The organism is Nocardia sichangensis (assembly GCF_047200615.1).
Classification (GTDB): Bacteria; Actinomycetota; Actinomycetes; order Mycobacteriales; family Mycobacteriaceae; genus Nocardia; species Nocardia sichangensis.
The window spans coordinates 162,364-177,927 of sequence record NZ_JBJZOK010000003.1 but is presented as its reverse complement, the minus strand read 5'-3'; the positions used below and the strand labels follow the sequence as shown (position 1 = coordinate 177,927).

Sequence of the window (15,564 nt, the reverse complement as noted above, 5' to 3'; positions counted from 1 at the left end):
CCTCTCAGGCTAGAACCACAGGCACCGGCGCGGTGGCGCACGATGCGCTTGCCTCAACGCTAGCCGTTGGCCGACGCGGACAATACCGGAGGGTAGTCCTGCGGCGGCTCACAAACACGTCCCGGCGCGGTGAGGTCCGGTGGCTACCGCGAAACGCGGTCGCCAAGCGTTAGCACTGCACGTCACACGGCGATTTCGGCAGGAGCGCGACCGACACGGTAACGCGTGAAGGCCGGAAACGCGACCGCCGCGGTCAGTACACCCACCACCACGAGCGCACCGCCGCCCGCCGCGGCTACAGCGGTACCCAGGCTCGCTGCCGCGAAACCGTGGGCAACATCACCGATGCGCGGGCCGCCCGCGACCACCACGGTGAACACCCCTTGCAGCCGCCCGCGCAGCTCGTCGGTGGCCACTGTCTGCAGCATCGTGACCCGCAGCGCGGCCGAGACCATGTCCACCGCGCCGCCGAAGGCCGAGCACACCAACGCAATCCACAGCCCGGCGCCGAGACCGAGACCGTGGCCGGTGAGCCCGACGGCGAGGCCGAAGCCGACCATGGCCAGCCCCCACAGCGCGATGCAGACCAGCACCGCGAAGCCCTGCCTGCGGATGCGCGGAATCCACCCGGAGAACACGCCGCCGAGCACCGCGCCCGCCGACATCGAGGCGAACAGCAGGCCGAGCGCGACGCCACCGGTCGCCGGGTCGCCGAAGGTCTCGTGCGCGATCTGCGGGAACAGCGCGCGCGGCATGCCGAACACCATGGCGATCACGTCCACCGCGAACGACGCCAGCAGCACCCGTTGCGTGGCGAGGTAACCGAAACCGTCCAGCACGGTGCGGAATCCGGCGCGGCGCACCGTTCCGGTCGGCGGCAACTCGGGCAGCCGCCAGACCGCCCACAACGTGGCCAGCAGCGCGACCGCATCGATCAGGTAGAGCGTGGCGAGCCCGACGACGGGAATGAGCACCCCCGCCAGCACCGGACCCGCGATGGCGCCGAATTGCATCACCGTCATGTTCAGCGAATTCGCGGCGGCCAGTTGGCCTTCCGGCAACAGGCGGGGGATGGTGGCGCTGCGGGTGGGCTGGTTCACCGCGAAGAACGCCTGCTGCACGGCGAACAGGCCGAGCACGAGCCACACGTTGTCCGCCCCTGCCACCGCTTGCAACCAGAAGGCCAGGGCGGTGAGGCCGGTGCCCGAGTTGGTGATCAGCAGGAGCCTGCGCCGATCCAGCACGTCGGCGAGCGCGCCGCCCCACAGGCCGAACACGATCAGTGGCACCAAGCCGAACAGACCGGCCAAGCCGACGTAACCGGAACTGCCGGTGATCTGGAAGATCTGCTGCGGAACCGCGACCACGGACAACTGCGCGCCGATCATGGTGACGATGCCCGAGCTCCAGAGGCGTCGGAAGTCCGGATTGCGCAGCGGAGTGGTGTCGGCGAGCAGTTTCACCGCCGCAGCGTAATCAGTCCTCCCCTCCGGATCGACGCGAGAATTCTCACGCCGGCGCTGGGAATACGTCAGGGCTGCAAGCGCTCGACCGTGGTCCCCGCGTCCCGGATCCGCACCCGGATGCGGTTGTGCAACCGGCCGCGCCGTCCCTGCCAGAACTCGACCTCGTCGGGACGGACCAGGAAACCGCCCCAGTGCGGCGGCACCGGGATCTCGTCGGTATCGGCGAATCGCGCGGTCGTCTCGGCCAGCGTGCGATCCAGTTCGGCCCGGGAGCCGATCGGCTGGGACTGGCGCGAGGCCCAGGCGCCCAGCTGCGAGTCCCGCGGCCTGGAACGCCAGTAGGCCACCGTCGTCTCGGCGGAAACCCGCTCGACCGCGCCGCGCAAGTGCACCTGCCTGCCCAGCGCGGGCCAGACGAAGGTGACCGCGGCATACGGGAGGGCGGTCAACTGAGCGCCCTTGGCCGAGTCGTAGTTCGTGTAGAAGATCACACCCTCCGGAGAGAGCCCTTTGCACAGCACCGTCCGCGCGACCGGCCGCGGCGTGCCGTCGGCCAGCGACACCGTGGCCAGCACCATCGCGTTGGGTTCGGCGATGCCGACCGCGGTGGCCTGTTCGATCCAATGTCGCAGCAGCGGCTCCCAGCCGCCGGCGAGCCAGGTCTCGTCCAAGTCGACGTCGTCGTTGCCGCCGTGCGGTAGGCCGCCGTAGTCGACCCGCATGGCCGCGAGATCCGATGAATTGTCCAGGTCACGCATGGGGCAGACGTTACTCCTCGGTAGCGGGGAGCTAAGGTTTTGATGATCGGCATGCGCTCGTCAAATCCGACAACTTCCCATCGGCGAGAACATGCGACCCAAGTGCAAGGAGAGTCGCGACATGACTACCAGCCCCGCGGTTTCCGGTGGGCAGGCCACCGTTCCCAGCGATTTCGTCAGTGGCCTCGAGGGCGTGGTGGCTTTCACCACCGACATCGCCGAACCGGACAAAGACGGCGGCGCGCTGCGCTACCGCGGAGTCGACATCGAGAACCTGGTCGGGAGCCGGGTGACCTTCGGTGACGTGTGGGCGCTACTTGTCGACGGATCGTTCGGGCGCGGTCTACCGCCCGCCGAGCCGTTCCCGCTCCCGGTGCACACCGGTGACGTGCGCGTGGACGTGCAGGCCGGGCTGGCCATGCTCGCGCCGATCTGGGGCTACCAGCCGCTGCTTGACATCGACGACGAGACCGCTCGCGAGAACCTGGCCCGCGCCTCGGTGATGGCCCTGTCCTACGTCGCGCAGTCGGCGCGCGGCATCTACCAGCCCGCGGTCCCGCAGAAGAAGATCGACGAGTGCACCACCGTCACCGAGCGCTTCATGACCCGCTGGAAGGGTGACCCGGACCCGCGCCACACCGAGGCCATCGACGCCTACTGGGTCTCCGCCGCCGAGCACGGCATGAACGCCTCCACCTTCACCGCCCGGGTGATCGCTTCTACCGGGGCCGACGTCGCGGCGGCGCTGTCCGGCGCGATCGGCGCCATGTCCGGCCCGCTGCACGGCGGCGCGCCCGCGCGCGTGCTGCCGATGATCGAAGAGGTCGAGCGCACCGGCGACGCGCGTGCGCTGGTCAAGGGCATCCTGGACCGCAAGGAGAAGCTGATGGGCTTCGGTCACCGGGTCTACCGGGCCGAGGACCCGCGCGCCCGCGTGCTGCGCGCCACCGCGAAGCGCCTGGCCGCGCCGCGCTACGAAGTCGCCGCCGCACTGGAGCAGGCCGCCCTGGCGGAGCTGCGCGAACGCCGTCCGGACCGCGCCATCGAGACCAACGTGGAGTTCTGGGCCGCGGTGATCCTGGACTTCGCCGAGGTGCCCGCGCACATGATGCCCGCCATGTTCACCTGCGGCCGCACCGCTGGCTGGTGCGCGCACATCCTGGAGCAGAAGCAGCTGGGCAAGCTGGTCCGCCCGGCGGCCATCTACACCGGCCCCTCCCCGCGCAGGCCCGAGGACGTAGCGGGCTGGGCCACGATCGCGCACACGTAGCGCGACCACAGCGTCACGACCGCGAGCCGGACGTGACGGCGGAAGCTGTTGTCCCGCCGTCACGTCCGGCTCGCGTAGCATCCGGGAGGGGAAGCTAGAGGACTAGAGGGATGCTGGACGAAGGAATATCGAGGCGGCGGATGCTCGGCGTCGGCGCCGCTCTGGCCGCAGGATTCGCCGCCACCGGGTGCGGCACCACACAGAACACGGCTCTCACGCAGGCGCGCGCGTCGGTCGCGCCCGGCGCCACCACCGGGATGCGGGCCGCTCCGGTCTCCGCGTCCCTGGACGCGGGCACACCGGTCGCCGTCGCCGCCAGGCACGCCGGGATCTCGCCGAAGCGGTGGGGCGTCGAGATGGCGGGAATCACAAGTGCTTTCACCGCCGCGGGCAAACAGATGGCGCTCACTTTCGACGCCTGCGGCGGGACCGGCAACAACGACATCGACGAGTCGCTGGTGAACTTCCTGATCAGCGAGCGAATTCCGGCGACGTTGTTCCTCAACAAACGCTGGATCGATGCCAACCGCGCGCGTACCGCGCAGTTGGCGGCGAATCCGCTCTTCGAACTGGCCAATCATGGTGTGGCGCACAAACCGCTGTCGGTGAACGGCCGCGAAGCCTATGGCATCGCGGGAACCGCTTCGGCGCGGGAGGCGGCCGACGAAGTGTGGGCCAACCATGAGTTGCTCACCACGATCACCGGCAAACCGCCGCGTTTCTTCCGCGCGGGCACCGCGCATTACGACGACGTCGCGGTGTCCATCGTCAACGAATTGGGCGAAACCCCGGTCGGTTTCAGTATCAACGCCGATTTCGGCGCGACCGCGTCGGCCACCCAAGTGCAATCGGCGATGAATGCGGCCGCGCCCGGCGCTATTTCACTGGCCCATATGCATCGGCCGCGCTCCGGAACCGGAGCGGGGATGATCGCGGCGCTGCCGAAGATTCGCGCCATGGGTTTCACCTTCGTGCACCTGTAGCCGCTCGACCGTATTCGCCAGAGGTTTACTCCTCGAGCGAGGCGACCCAGTCGACGGCGACCGTGTCGCCGCGGTCCACTTCGAAGAAGGCGACCTCCAGATGCCTGCCCAGGTCGACCAGCCGGAGGGCGTGCAGCGGCACCGGCTGGACCAGCCGTACCCGCCACGGCTTGGGTTCGTCCCAGGCGCGCAGTTCGAGGTCCAGCCGCAGCACCGGGTCGTCACGACCGGAGTAGTCGGCCGCGACCGGCGCGGCGGCGAGCACGGTGGCGTCGGCGCGGCGGCCGTCGGCGAGGATCTTCGCGATGCTCGCCCGGCCCGCTTCTTCGAGGTCGGGCACGTACAGGACCAGGCGATCGCGGTCGCGCGGGTCCACCCGGCAGCACACCACGTCACCAGGCCGCATCCATTCCAGGTCCGCGTCCGGCACTCGCTGCCGCACCCGGCTCTCGTAGGGGAACTCGCCGGCCAGCTGCACGCGGACCCAGAACACGTGTCCCGGTTCGGTGCGGCGCGGACGCACGCCGAGGATCGTCGCGGTTCCCGCTTCCCCGCGGATCAACAACTCCCGCCGCATCGCGTCCGAGACCGTCGCGCCGCGCAGGCGGAGATTCCGCGCCCGCCGGCGCAGGCGCCACCCCGAGTTAGCTGACGGCATGCTCATGGGCGCTTACGTTAGCCGGAGTGTGGGCGTCGCCACAGCGACACCACCGACTACCCTGTTGGCCATGACCTCTGCGTTTCCGACCATTCCCGACGACCTCAAGCCCGCCGACGGACGGTTCGGCTGCGGCCCCTCCAAGGTGCGCCCGGAGCAGCTGCAGTCGCTGGTGAACGTCGGCGCCTCGGTGTTCGGAACCTCGCATCGGCAGAAGCCGGTCAAGGACGTGGTGGCGCGCGTGCGCTCCGGCTTGCGCGAGCTGTTCGGCCTGCCGGACGGCTACGAGGTGGTACTCGGCAACGGCGGCACCACCGCTTTCTGGGACGCGGCGGCGTTCGGCCTGGTCCGGGAGCGTTCGCTGCACCTGACCAACGGTGAGTTCAGCTCGAAGTTCGCCGCTGTCACCAAGGGCAACCCGTTCATCGGTGACCCGATCGTGGTCTCGGCGGAGCCGGGCAGCGCGCCGGAGCCGGTGTCGGACCCTTCGGCGGACCTGATCGGCTGGGCGCACAACGAGACCTCCACCGGCGTCTCCATCCCGGTGCGCCGTCCCGCGGGCTCGGACCACGCGCTCATCGCCATCGACGCCACCTCCGGCGCGGGCGGCCTCCCGGTGACCATCACCGACGCCGACGTCTACTACTTCGCACCGCAGAAGTGCTTCGCCTCCGACGGTGGCCTGTGGGTCGCGCTGATGAGCCCCGCCGCGCTGGCGCGGGTCGAGGAGATCAAGGCGTCGGGCCGCTGGACGCCCGATTTCCTGTCGCTGCCGATCGCGATCGACAACAGCACCAAGGATCAGACCTACAACACCCCCGCGTTGGGCACCCTGCTGCTGTTCGCCGACCAGATCGAGTGGCTCAACAACAACGGCGGCCTGGACTGGGCGGTCAAGCGCACGCTCGACTCCTCCTCGCGCCTGTACTCCTGGGCGGAGTCGAGCGAATACGCCACCCCGTACGTCACGGACCCGGCGCACCGCTCGCAGGTGGTCGGCACCATCGACTTCGCCGACTCGGTCGACGCGGCCGCGGTCGCGAAGATCCTGCGCGCCAACGGCATCGTGGACACCGAGCCCTACCGCAAGCTGGGCCGCAACCAGCTGCGTATCGGCATGTTCCCGGCGATCGATCCGGACGACGTCAGCCAGCTGACCCGCGCCATCGACTGGGTCGTGCAGAATCTCGGCTGAGCGCCGCCTATTTCGGTCCGGAGTGCGCAACACGCCCGGGATCGACACGCCGCGGAATTAGCCATAGCGGAACGAACAGAGCAGATTAGCGGGGCACGGACGTCTCCGAGGAGATTTCCGTGCCGCGTGTCCTGCCCCATGAATCTCAGATGTGCACTACTGTTTCGGAAAGTGGGCGGTGTCGCGAGTCGACGCGATAAGGAGGTAACGGTGCGTGAACTTCGAGTGATCGGGGTGACGCCCGACTCCACGCACATCGTGTGTATCGACACCGAGTCCGGTCAGAAGTTCCGGCTGCCCGCCGACGACAAACTGCGAGCCGCCGCGCGCGGAGACCTTGCCCGATTCGGCCAGATCGAGATCGAAATGGAAGCAACTATGCGTCCCCGCGATATCCAGGCCCGTATTCGAGCAGGGGCCTCAGTGGAACAGGTCACCGAAGAATCCGGAATGCCGGCCAGTCGCGTCGAGCGATTCGCCTATCCGGTGCTGTTGGAGCGAGCCCGCGCCGCCGAACTCGCCCAGAAGGCCCACCCGGTCCGTCCCGACGGTCCCGCCGTCGACATCCTCATCGATGTGGTCACCGCCGCGTTCACCGCGCGCGGGCACAACATCGAGGGCGCCGAATGGGATGCCTGGAAGGACGAGAAGGGGTACTGGGTCGCCCAGTTGCAGTGGCAGAACGGACGATCCGAGATCGCCGCGCACTGGCGCTACCAGCCCGACGCGCACGGGGGTTCGGTTTCTCCGCTCGACGACCCGGCCTCCGATCTGATCGATCCGGATTTCGGGCGCGCGCTGCGCGGACTGGCCACGATCGTGCCTCCGGAACCCGAGCCCGCGCCGCCGCAGCCGGAGCCGGTGGCCGAACAGCGTCCCGCCCCGGCCGCACCGCCCGCGCGCACCGCGAGCCGACAGAGCCAGCCGACGCTGGACGAGTACTACGAACAGCGGGCCGTCGCGGCCGGTGGCAGCGCCGCCGCGATCCCGCCGGGCAACGCCACGGCGCCCGCCGCGGCTACGCCTCCCGCGCCTCCCGCGGCCGCCGCCAACGCGACGCCTACCGCCGGTGCCGCCGCGCCACCGGCCGCCACCGTGGACACCCCCGCGCCGACGCCCGCCGCGCCCGAAGAGCCCGCGAAGCCCGCGGCCAAGGCTCCGGCGAAGCCGACGCGCAGCAAGCGCGGCAAGGCCCCGATGCCGTCCTGGGAGGACGTACTGCTCGGGGTACGCAGCTCGGGTCACTGAGCGCCGCCCGCCACCGCGGGTCTTCGTCGTACCGATCAGTCACGTCAGCGCGGTTCCAGGTACCCATCGCGGGACGCGTAAGCGCGCGAAATCAGTGGTCACGAACCGGCGTTCGCGGTGCGAAGCCGCACCGAGGCCGGCGCGGTGCGAGTAGATTTCGGTGTGGTCGACGACGAGCGCCGACGGTGACCGCAGCGATGCCGCGGCCTATGCCTTCGTGCGTTGCTCGAAGTTCGCTGAGTTCGATTCGTGCGACTATCGGGAGGTGCCGGAATGCTGTCCAAGGCTTGGTCGCTCTGGTACGTCGACGCACCGGACCCCCTGGCGGTACTGCGCGCGAACCACAACCCGGACCCCCAAGCCGCACTGGCACTGGCCAAGCAACTGCACCAGGACCGCGACGTGCAGCCGATCCTGGCAGGCACGCTGGCTGGTTGCGCGGGCCCGGCGATCGACGAGGTCTGCATCGGCTGCTTTCCGGGCGTGACGGTGCTGTGCTCGGCCCAGGCCGCGCGCATCCACCCGACCGAGATCCCGGAGTTGCTGGTACGTCCGCTGGCCTCGGAGCACACCTACCTGGTGTCGTTCGACGTCGAGCACGGCTGGGGCGCGTTCGCGCACTGGGAGCGCGGCGAGTTCCGCAGGTCGTTCAGCTCGACCCGGGTGTACATCCTGGAGGACGAGGGACTTCCGCTGGTATGGGAACGGTCCTACTGGGCCGGCGAGCATCCGGTGCGCTGGCGCGCGGGCGAACTGCCCGACCCTCAGTCGCTGCCGTTCGATCCGCCCGACTTCGCCGACGCGGCCAACAACGAATGGCTGGGTTTCCACTACCGCGGGGCCGCCGCATCCGGCGCGCTCGGCCCGGGGGACATACCTATCTGCAAGTTCGCACTGCACCCGAAGGGCAAGCTGCCCACCTCAGGGCTGCGCGGCTCAGCCGACGGCGGGGCGCACACGACCTCGCGCAAGCGCGGCCTGTTCGGCTGGCTGCGCGGACACGACCCCGTCGGTTAGCCGCGTCGCCCCGCGGCCCCGGCCGTGTCAACCGAATAGTCCGCCCAGCAGCAATATGACCCACCCGAGCAGCACGCCCGCCGCGCCGCCTCCGATCACCCACCGTGTCACCGGTGCGAAACGCCAACGCCATGCGGTGGGCGCGGCGCCGCCGGCCGCGACCAGATTCACCGCCACCGCGAGTAACGGATGCACTTCGGCCAGCGCGGCCCCGAAGGCATAGACAGCGACCGCCGACAGCAGCGCCACCAGGAACGCCACGGTGAGGCCCGCGCCCCACGGTGTCGGGTCCTGGTAGGACGGATACGGCCGGTACGGTCCGGTCACGCCGTCCTCACCCGCTCGTAGAACGCCATCGCGGCCGCGGTAGCCACATTCAGTGAATCGGTGCCCGGCGTCATGGGGATGCGCGCGCGGACGTCGGTGGCCCGCATGGCCTCCTCGGTCAGTCCCGGTCCCTCGGCTCCGAGCAACAACGCCACCCGCTCCCCCGTCATCGCCGCGGCCAGATTCGCCGCCGCCGGGTCGGGCGTAAGGGCGATGATCTGGAATCCCTTGCGCCGCAGTATATCCAGACCATCCGGCCAATCCGGCACGGATGCGAACGGCACGCGCAGCACATGTCCCATCGACACCCGGACGGCGCGGCGGTACAGCGGGTCGGCGCAGCGGTCGCCGAACAGGATCGCGTCGGCGCCGAGCCCGGCGGCGTTGCGGAACATGGCGCCGAGATTCTCGTGGTCGTTGACGCCTTCGAGGACCGCGACCGTGCGCGCGTTCTCGATCACCTCGTCCAGGCCGAGATCGGTGGGGCGGCGGGCGACGGCAAGCACGCCGCGATTGAGGTGGAATCCGACCACCTCGGCCATCACCTCGGCCGTGGCGCGGTAGTACGGCACGTCGACGGTCACCAGGTCGTCGGCGAGTTCGGCGCGCCTGCGCTCCACTCCGAGCAGGGCGGTCGGCGCGAAACGCGAATCGAGCATGCGCTGGACCACCACGACGCCCTCGGCGATCACCAGCCCTTTGCGCCCGGGTAGATCGGGCCTGCGATCGGCCGACTTGAGATCGCGGAAGTCGTCGACCCGTGGGTCGGCGGGGTCATCGATGTCGATCACTTCGGCCACCGCTCCATCCTGCCGGGCCGCCGCGGCCGGGTCCGAATCGGTGTTCGCCGCGCGGTCGCGGACGGCGAAAATGCGGTGCGGGCAGGTACGCGGGCGCGGGATGGTCGAGGCATGACCCTGCCGGGAATCACCATTCGGTCGGCCACCGCGGACGACGCGGCCGCGATCACGACGCTGGTGGAGACCTCGTTCGGCACCCGCTACGACCCGGCCGAGGTGGACCCGAATCCACTGCTGTTCCCACCGGAGAACTCGATCGTCGCGGTCGAGGGTGGAGAGGTCGTCGGGCACACGCAGTCCACCACCATGACGGTGACCGTGCCCGGCGAGCGGACCGTGCGGGTGTGCGGCATCGCGGGCGTCGGCGTCGCACCGACGCACCGGCGGCGCGGCATCCTCCGCGCCATGTACACCGAACAGCATCGGCGCGTCGAGGCCGACGGCTTGCCTCTGACCATGTTCACCGCGAGCGAGGGCGGCATCTACGGCCGATTCGGTTACGGTCCCGCGACACGGGAGAACGCGGTGGCCATCGAACGGCGCTTCGCCGAATTCCTCCCCTCGGCACCCGATCCCGGCGGTGTGACGCTGCGCCCGCCGAGCGAGCTGCGCGCGGCGGCGGAGGCGATCTACGACCGATGGCGCAGGCTGGTGCCCGGCGCGCAGGTACGTCCTGCGGCGGCCTGGGACATCGTGTTCGATGATCCGCAACGCTACCGGGAGGGCGGCACCACCCTGTTCGGACTCCTGCACGCCGACGGCTACGCGCTGTATCGGTACCACGCGGACGGCAGGGCACGGACGGTGGAAGTCGCCGAGATGCGGACGGTCACGACCGAGGCACACGCGGCCCTGTGGCGGGCCTTGCTCGGACTCGACCTGGTGCGACGGGTGGATGCCGTGCTCACCGACCACGACCCGCTGCCCTATCTGCTGACCGATCCCCGCCTGGTGCGCACCACCGCCCGCTACGACGGGCTGTGGCTGCGACTGATGGACGTCCCGGCGGCACTGACAGCACGCGCTTACGCGAGCGACTCGGACGTGACGCTAGAGGTGACCGATCCCTTCCGGAACGCGGGCGGCACGTTCGCACTGCGCGTGCGGAACGGAGAGGCCGAATGCGAGCCGACCGATCGCGCGGCCGATATCGAGCTGGGCATCGACGTGCTCGGCAGCATGTATCTCGGCGCGTATCCCGCGCGCGTGTTCGCCGCGGCGAACCGGTTGCGGGCGAAAGACGCCGCGCAGCTGCGTACCTTCGACGACGCCTTCCGCGCGGAGCGGGACGCGATGCTCGGTTGGTTCTTCTGACGACGCGCGGCGGGCCGCGGGCTGGCATGCTGGTCTCATGAAGCCGATTCAGCTGATCCTCAACATCCTGTGGCTCGTCTTCGCTGGATTCTGGCTGGCGCTCGGCTACATCGCGGCGGGGATCATCTGCTTCATCCTGATCATCACGATTCCCTTCGGCATCGCGTCGTTCCGGATCGCCGCCTACGTGCTGTGGCCGTTCGGCCGGACCACCGTGGAGAAGCCCGGCGCGGGCGCGGGCTCGCTGATCGGCAACATCATCTGGTTCATCGTCGCGGGGTGGTGGCTCGCGCTCGGGCATCTGCTCACCAGCATTCCGCTGTTCCTGTCGATCATCGGCATTCCGTTCGGCTGGGCGAACCTGAAGTTCATACCGATCTCGCTGTTCCCCCTGGGGCGGGAGATCGTGGACAGTGATCGGCCGTTCGGCGCGCAATAGCACCAGGTCCACCAGGGTTTCCATCGCTCGACGCCGTGGAAGAAGAGCTGCGCCATCTCGCGACGACACTGTGATCCGCATCACAGTGTGTTAACGAAATCACACCTCCGTGCGAAGGTTAGCTAGAAGGTAACTGATTTATTTCCAGTGCCCACAGCGTCCCGAGCGGGCGCCGAGCCGACCGCACGGAGGGCTCCACCATGACCGACCGAACCGCCCGCCGGGCCGACTCGGACACCGCGCCACTCGCGCCGATCGCGGTGACTTTGGGAGTGCTGCTGCTGATCGGCGCGGCCACCCAGCTCACACACCTGCCCCGATGGGCCGACGACTACGGAGTTCTGGTCTATCCGGCCTTCGTCCTGTGCCTGGCCATCGCGGGCGGCCTGCTGTGGTGGGGCGCCGGAATTACCCGGGCCAAGCGTTGATCCGAGCCTTCGGCGGCGTATGCGACGAACTCCGTTGCGGCCGTGGCGCTACTCGGATTCCGCGACGATCTGCTTCATGATCGCCACGGCACGGGTGAGCACGACGAGTTGGTCCTCGGTGAGCGTCGACAGCTGCTCGGTCATCCATGCCTCGCGGGCGCTGGCTTCGTCGGCGATGAGCGCGCGCCCCGCCGGGGACAGCGAGACGATGATCTGACGGCCATCGGTCGGATGCGGATTGCGCTCTACCAGATCCAGGTCGGTGAGCGAGGCGATGACGCGGGTCATCGACGGAGGCTGGACGCGTTCCTTGGCGGCGAGTGCCCCCGGGGTCATCGCGCCCTCGCGCGCCAGCGTGGCGAGCGCGGAGAGTTGAGTCAGCGAAATCTGCGAGTCGGCACGACGGCCGCGCAGGTGTCGCGTCAGTCGAACGACCGCCAGCGAGAGCTCACCAGCAAGGGCTCTGACATCCGATGGCGTTGTCACAGTGGCAAACGATACGGGACCGAGGGCGGCCGGTCGCGGCTTCCCGCCATGGTGCGGCCACCTCGTCTTCGCGCGGGCGGCGGACTCCTCCGAGCCGGGCCGATTAGGCTTGACCCGTGACACAGAACGTCCCGCAGCTTCCGCCGCGCCTGACCGACCCGCGCCCCGTGCTCGCGGTCGGCAGCGCGCTGTGGCTGATCGCCACCGTGGTGGTGTGGGCGGGCGGCGACCGGTGGGCGTCGGCACGTCCGGTCTGCCTGATGGGCCTGGTGGTGGGGCTGATCGGACTGGTCATCTATCTGGTTCAGCGCCGCGGCGCGCGGCGCGGGGACAAGGGCGCGCAGACGGGCTTGTAGCCGACCTGGTTAACTTCGGACGAGCTCGAATTCGTCGGTCGTGCCGGTGAGCGGGTAGAGCGCGCCGCCGGGATCCAGACGGGTGGCGTAGTGCTGGAAGCGATAGCGTCCCGGCTCGGCGTCGAGAGGGATGTCCCAGGTGAACCGGGCCACCGACTCGGCGAGCCCGCGCTTGCTCCAGTGGTATTTCACCGCCCACTCGCCCTCGTTGGCCACCCGCACCCATTCGCCGGAAGCATTCCTGCGCTGCACTTCCAGGAACGTCCCGTTACGCCGATTGTCGTGTTTCGGGTGGGCCGAGACGAATTCGGCCAGCACTTGGTCTCCGGGACCGTAGGACGGGTGCGGTTGCACGAGCACGTCACCGAAGTCGCGACCCGGCGCGGCCGCGTCCGGACCCGCGCCCGGCTGGAAGTTCGGTTGCAGCTGGGACACATCGCGCGGGGCCGGGCCGCGCGGCACCGGTCCACGGGCGGCGAATGCCGTAGCCAGACGGGTGAACTCCTGCTGATAGGCGCACAGCGTGTAGCGGCCGAACAGCGTCGAAGCGCCCTCGTACTGCTGGGAGTCGTATTCCTCTGGCGTGGTGACGTATTCGTGGTAGGCGTTCGCGTATCCCTGCATGAGCACCTGCTCCAGCGGGACGCTCAGCGCCGCGGCGACAGCCTTGCGAATGCGCAGGCCCGACGTGATGGTGAACTCGCCGCCCGCGGCGGCCAAATAGAGCTCGCCGATGCGAACGAGCTGAATCGGCACCACATTCGGCACCCATGGCACCGGAGGCAGCAGGCCCAACGGCACCGCGATCGCTTTCGGCGCCTGCGCGTCCGCCAGCCAAACCGGCGCGGGCTGGGCCGGATCGCCGAGCGACTCGATAAACGGGTTGCGCACGCCCTCCGGGATCGGGCCGCCGGGCAGTCCCGGGCCGTCCTCGACGCTTCCCGCGATGAGCGAGACTCCCGCCGCGGCCGGTGCGGTGCGTCGCGGCAGGCCGTCCGGCGTGAAACGGCCGTCTACCGCGATGTCCGCCAGGTCGATGTAGCAGAGCGTCCCGTCGACCGGGCCGGAGATCGACCGGGCCTGGGCCACCGCTTCTTTCGACGCCGCGTACTGCCGCTCGCCGAGGATGCGGGTGTTCTCGAACTCGTCCTCGGTGGGACCGGAGCCTTGGCGCAGGTTCAGGTTCGGGGACATGTCACCGGCGTTGGTCTGCGCGAAGGCGGCGACGAACGCGGGCTTGCCGTCCAGGTAACGCACGCCGTGCTCGATGTGCTCGGCGGAGAACGCGGCGTAGCCCTTGTTGTCCGAGCTGATCAATCGGTTCGTGTTGGTCATGGACGTGTTGTGCGTGGCGAACCAGGTGATGGTCCCCGCCGTTCGCCCGCCCTTGCGCAAGACGAGAGTGGTCACCGCGGGGTCTATGGCATCCGGGAAATGCTGTTTGTCCGCAGGCGGATTGAGCTCCCAAGCCACGCGCGACCGATTCACACTCGCGTTGTGCAGCTCGGCGCGGCCGAGGGACAGCGAGCCGGGGCCGAGATCGGCGTGCGCGGCGGCGATCGCCTCGACGATCCCGTTCACCTCGGCGTCGTACACCTGCTGCTGGAAACCGAGGATGGACAGGTTGTAGGCGTAGTCGTTGCTGGAGCCGCCGCAGGTCGCGTGCGAATGGGTCGATGTGAGCAGGACGTTCTGCTCGGTGTACAGGTCGCCGAAACGCCGGGTCAGTTCGGTCAGCACGCCGCGGTGGACGGACTGGAAGATCATTCCGTTCTCGGCGACCACGAAGACGATCCGCCGCCCCGCGCCGCCGATGATGAACGCCCGCGCCCGCGGGCGCAGGTGGATGCCCGCGGTCTGCTGCTCGAGCTGGGAGTAGCCCATCATCCCGCATTCGGCGGCCGGGCCGGTGATGTCGGAGAGTCCGACACCGATCTCGTAACCGCCGGGATCCGGTGCGGCGGCCGCCGGAACGCCGAGTGCGTCGCTCATCCCGGGCACCGTCGCGGCCGCGAGCGTGGCGGACCCGATCGCCGTCCGAGTCAGAACAGTTCGGCGTGACACCGGCATACCCGTCTCCTTCTGTCCCGATGCAGCGAACCACACAACTGGTCACTCGTCCAGTCCAGATTTTTTCCACCCTTGAATTGACTGCACGAGCCGTGGGCGCTTAACTCCCTTGGGTGTCCTCCCGATTGAGCGTCGAAGAACGACGGGCCCACCTTATCGAGGCCGCGATCGGCCTTGCCGAGAAAAAGGGTGTTGCGGGCGTGACCACGCGTGATGTCGCTCAGGCGGCCGGCGTCTCGCTCGGTGTGGTGCATTACTGTTTCGAAAACAAGGACGCGCTGATGACCGAGCTGGTCAAAGCGTTGTCGATGGAATTGCGCGATTCCGTCGACGCGAACGAAACGGTTTGGCAGGACGTCGGAAGTGGAAAAGAAGCCCTTCAAAAATTGATCCGCGCGGGTCTGGAACTGATGTGGCTGAACATTGAAGCCACTCCGGAACGACAGCTGCTCACTTACGAAACGACCACTTACGCGTTGCGCGAGGGCGAACAAACCCCGGCGAAACTCGCGATCGCGCGCGAGCAGTACAACTTCAACGACTCCACGGTCGCCGACATCCTGGAGCACGCGCGCGACGCGACCGGCAACACCTGGTCGGTCCCGGTGCAGACACTGAGCCGGTTCACGCTCAACGTCATCGACGGTGTGGTGCTGCGCTGGTTGGTGGACAACGACAGCGAGAGCGTGCGCGGACAGCTCGATCTGCTGAGCGAGATGCTCACGGGGTACGCTGCGCAGTAGCCGAGC

At 69.0% G+C, this 15,564-nt stretch carries 17 protein-coding genes; 10 read left to right on the top strand and 7 right to left on the bottom strand.

Features of this window, described 5'->3' with window-relative positions; all coding sequences use genetic code 11:
* Positions 1–182: 182 nt before the first annotated feature.
* A complete protein-coding gene (locus ACL03I_RS05585; RefSeq protein ID WP_412805271.1) occupies positions 183–1,463 on the bottom strand; it encodes an MFS transporter in 1,281 nt (426 codons plus the stop codon).
* A gap of 68 nt (positions 1,464–1,531) precedes the next feature.
* A complete protein-coding gene (pdxH, locus tag ACL03I_RS05580; protein ID WP_355074932.1) occupies positions 1,532–2,224 on the bottom strand; it encodes a pyridoxamine 5'-phosphate oxidase in 693 nt (230 codons plus the stop codon).
* Positions 2,225–2,345: 121 nt separating this feature from the next.
* Between pdxH and ACL03I_RS05575 the strand changes: the two genes are divergently transcribed.
* Both ACL03I_RS05575 and ACL03I_RS05570 read left to right on the top strand, forming a co-directional pair.
* Entirely contained in the window at positions 2,346–3,494 is a 1,149-nt protein-coding gene (locus ACL03I_RS05575; protein ID WP_356963710.1) for a citrate synthase 2, read from the top strand.
* A 110-nt stretch (positions 3,495–3,604) separates the two neighbouring features.
* Entirely contained in the window at positions 3,605–4,477 is an 873-nt protein-coding gene (locus tag ACL03I_RS05570; RefSeq protein WP_364424979.1) for a polysaccharide deacetylase family protein, read from the top strand.
* Positions 4,478–4,502: 25 nt separating this feature from the next.
* Here ACL03I_RS05570 and ACL03I_RS05565 read toward each other — a convergent pair whose 3' ends face one another.
* On the bottom strand, positions 4,503–5,141 hold the full coding sequence (locus ACL03I_RS05565; protein WP_355074937.1) for a hypothetical protein: 639 nt from the start codon (positions 5,139–5,141) through the stop codon (positions 4,503–4,505).
* Positions 5,142–5,205: 64 nt separating this feature from the next.
* Here ACL03I_RS05565 and serC point away from each other — a divergent pair, with 64 nt between their 5' ends.
* From serC to ACL03I_RS05550, 3 genes are all read left to right on the top strand, one after another.
* Positions 5,206–6,330, top strand: a complete 1,125-nt coding sequence (gene serC, locus ACL03I_RS05560; RefSeq protein ID WP_355074939.1) for a phosphoserine transaminase — start codon at positions 5,206–5,208, stop codon at positions 6,328–6,330.
* A gap of 210 nt (positions 6,331–6,540) precedes the next feature.
* Positions 6,541–7,578, top strand: coding sequence for a septation protein SepH (gene sepH / locus ACL03I_RS05555; protein ID WP_412805270.1), 1,038 nt, complete (start codon positions 6,541–6,543; stop codon positions 7,576–7,578).
* 273 nt (positions 7,579–7,851) lie between these two features.
* Positions 7,852–8,595 (top strand): DUF6928 family protein, encoded by a 744-nt coding sequence (locus tag ACL03I_RS05550; protein WP_355074943.1) that lies wholly within the window; start codon positions 7,852–7,854, stop codon positions 8,593–8,595.
* 27 nt (positions 8,596–8,622) lie between these two features.
* Here ACL03I_RS05550 and ACL03I_RS05545 read toward each other — a convergent pair whose 3' ends face one another.
* Both ACL03I_RS05545 and ACL03I_RS05540 read right to left on the bottom strand, forming a co-directional pair.
* Entirely contained in the window at positions 8,623–8,922 is a 300-nt protein-coding gene (locus ACL03I_RS05545; RefSeq protein WP_355074945.1) for a DUF2537 domain-containing protein, read from the bottom strand.
* Positions 8,919–9,722: a TrmH family RNA methyltransferase gene (locus ACL03I_RS05540; protein WP_412805269.1), complete on the bottom strand. Its 804-nt coding sequence runs from the start codon at positions 9,720–9,722 to the stop codon at positions 8,919–8,921. Before ACL03I_RS05540 ends, ACL03I_RS05545 begins: the two co-directional genes overlap by 4 nt.
* 111 nt (positions 9,723–9,833) lie before the next feature.
* Between ACL03I_RS05540 and ACL03I_RS05535 the strand changes: the two genes are divergently transcribed.
* The 3 genes from ACL03I_RS05535 to ACL03I_RS05525 all read left to right on the top strand — a co-directional run bounded on the left by ACL03I_RS05535 (position 9,834) and on the right by ACL03I_RS05525 (position 11,903).
* Positions 9,834–11,036, top strand: coding sequence for a GNAT family N-acetyltransferase (locus ACL03I_RS05535; protein WP_412805268.1), 1,203 nt, complete (start codon positions 9,834–9,836; stop codon positions 11,034–11,036).
* Between the two features lie 37 nt (positions 11,037–11,073).
* A complete protein-coding gene (locus ACL03I_RS05530; RefSeq protein WP_355074951.1) occupies positions 11,074–11,475 on the top strand; it encodes a YccF domain-containing protein in 402 nt (133 codons plus the stop codon).
* Positions 11,476–11,675: 200 nt separating this feature from the next.
* The gene (locus ACL03I_RS05525; protein WP_412805267.1) at positions 11,676–11,903 is read left to right on the top strand and encodes a hypothetical protein; all 228 of its coding nucleotides are present in this window, start codon (positions 11,676–11,678) and stop codon (positions 11,901–11,903) included.
* 48 nt (positions 11,904–11,951) lie between these two features.
* Here the strand turns inward: ACL03I_RS05525 and ACL03I_RS05520 are convergent, their stop codons facing one another.
* Positions 11,952–12,389 (bottom strand): MarR family winged helix-turn-helix transcriptional regulator, encoded by a 438-nt coding sequence (locus ACL03I_RS05520; RefSeq protein WP_355074955.1) that lies wholly within the window; start codon positions 12,387–12,389, stop codon positions 11,952–11,954.
* Positions 12,390–12,505: 116 nt separating this feature from the next.
* On the opposite strand from ACL03I_RS05520, the gene ACL03I_RS05515 reads away from it, so the two are divergent.
* Entirely contained in the window at positions 12,506–12,745 is a 240-nt protein-coding gene (locus tag ACL03I_RS05515; RefSeq protein WP_355074957.1) for a DUF2530 domain-containing protein, read from the top strand.
* Positions 12,746–12,754: 9 nt separating this feature from the next.
* Here the strand turns inward: ACL03I_RS05515 and ACL03I_RS05510 are convergent, their stop codons facing one another.
* Positions 12,755–14,815 (bottom strand): neutral/alkaline ceramidase, encoded by a 2,061-nt coding sequence (locus tag ACL03I_RS05510; protein ID WP_412805266.1) that lies wholly within the window; start codon positions 14,813–14,815, stop codon positions 12,755–12,757.
* A gap of 125 nt (positions 14,816–14,940) precedes the next feature.
* Between ACL03I_RS05510 and ACL03I_RS05505 the strand changes: the two genes are divergently transcribed.
* Positions 14,941–15,558, top strand: coding sequence for a TetR/AcrR family transcriptional regulator (locus ACL03I_RS05505; protein ID WP_228829715.1), 618 nt, complete (start codon positions 14,941–14,943; stop codon positions 15,556–15,558).
* Positions 15,559–15,564: the final 6 nt, after the last annotated feature.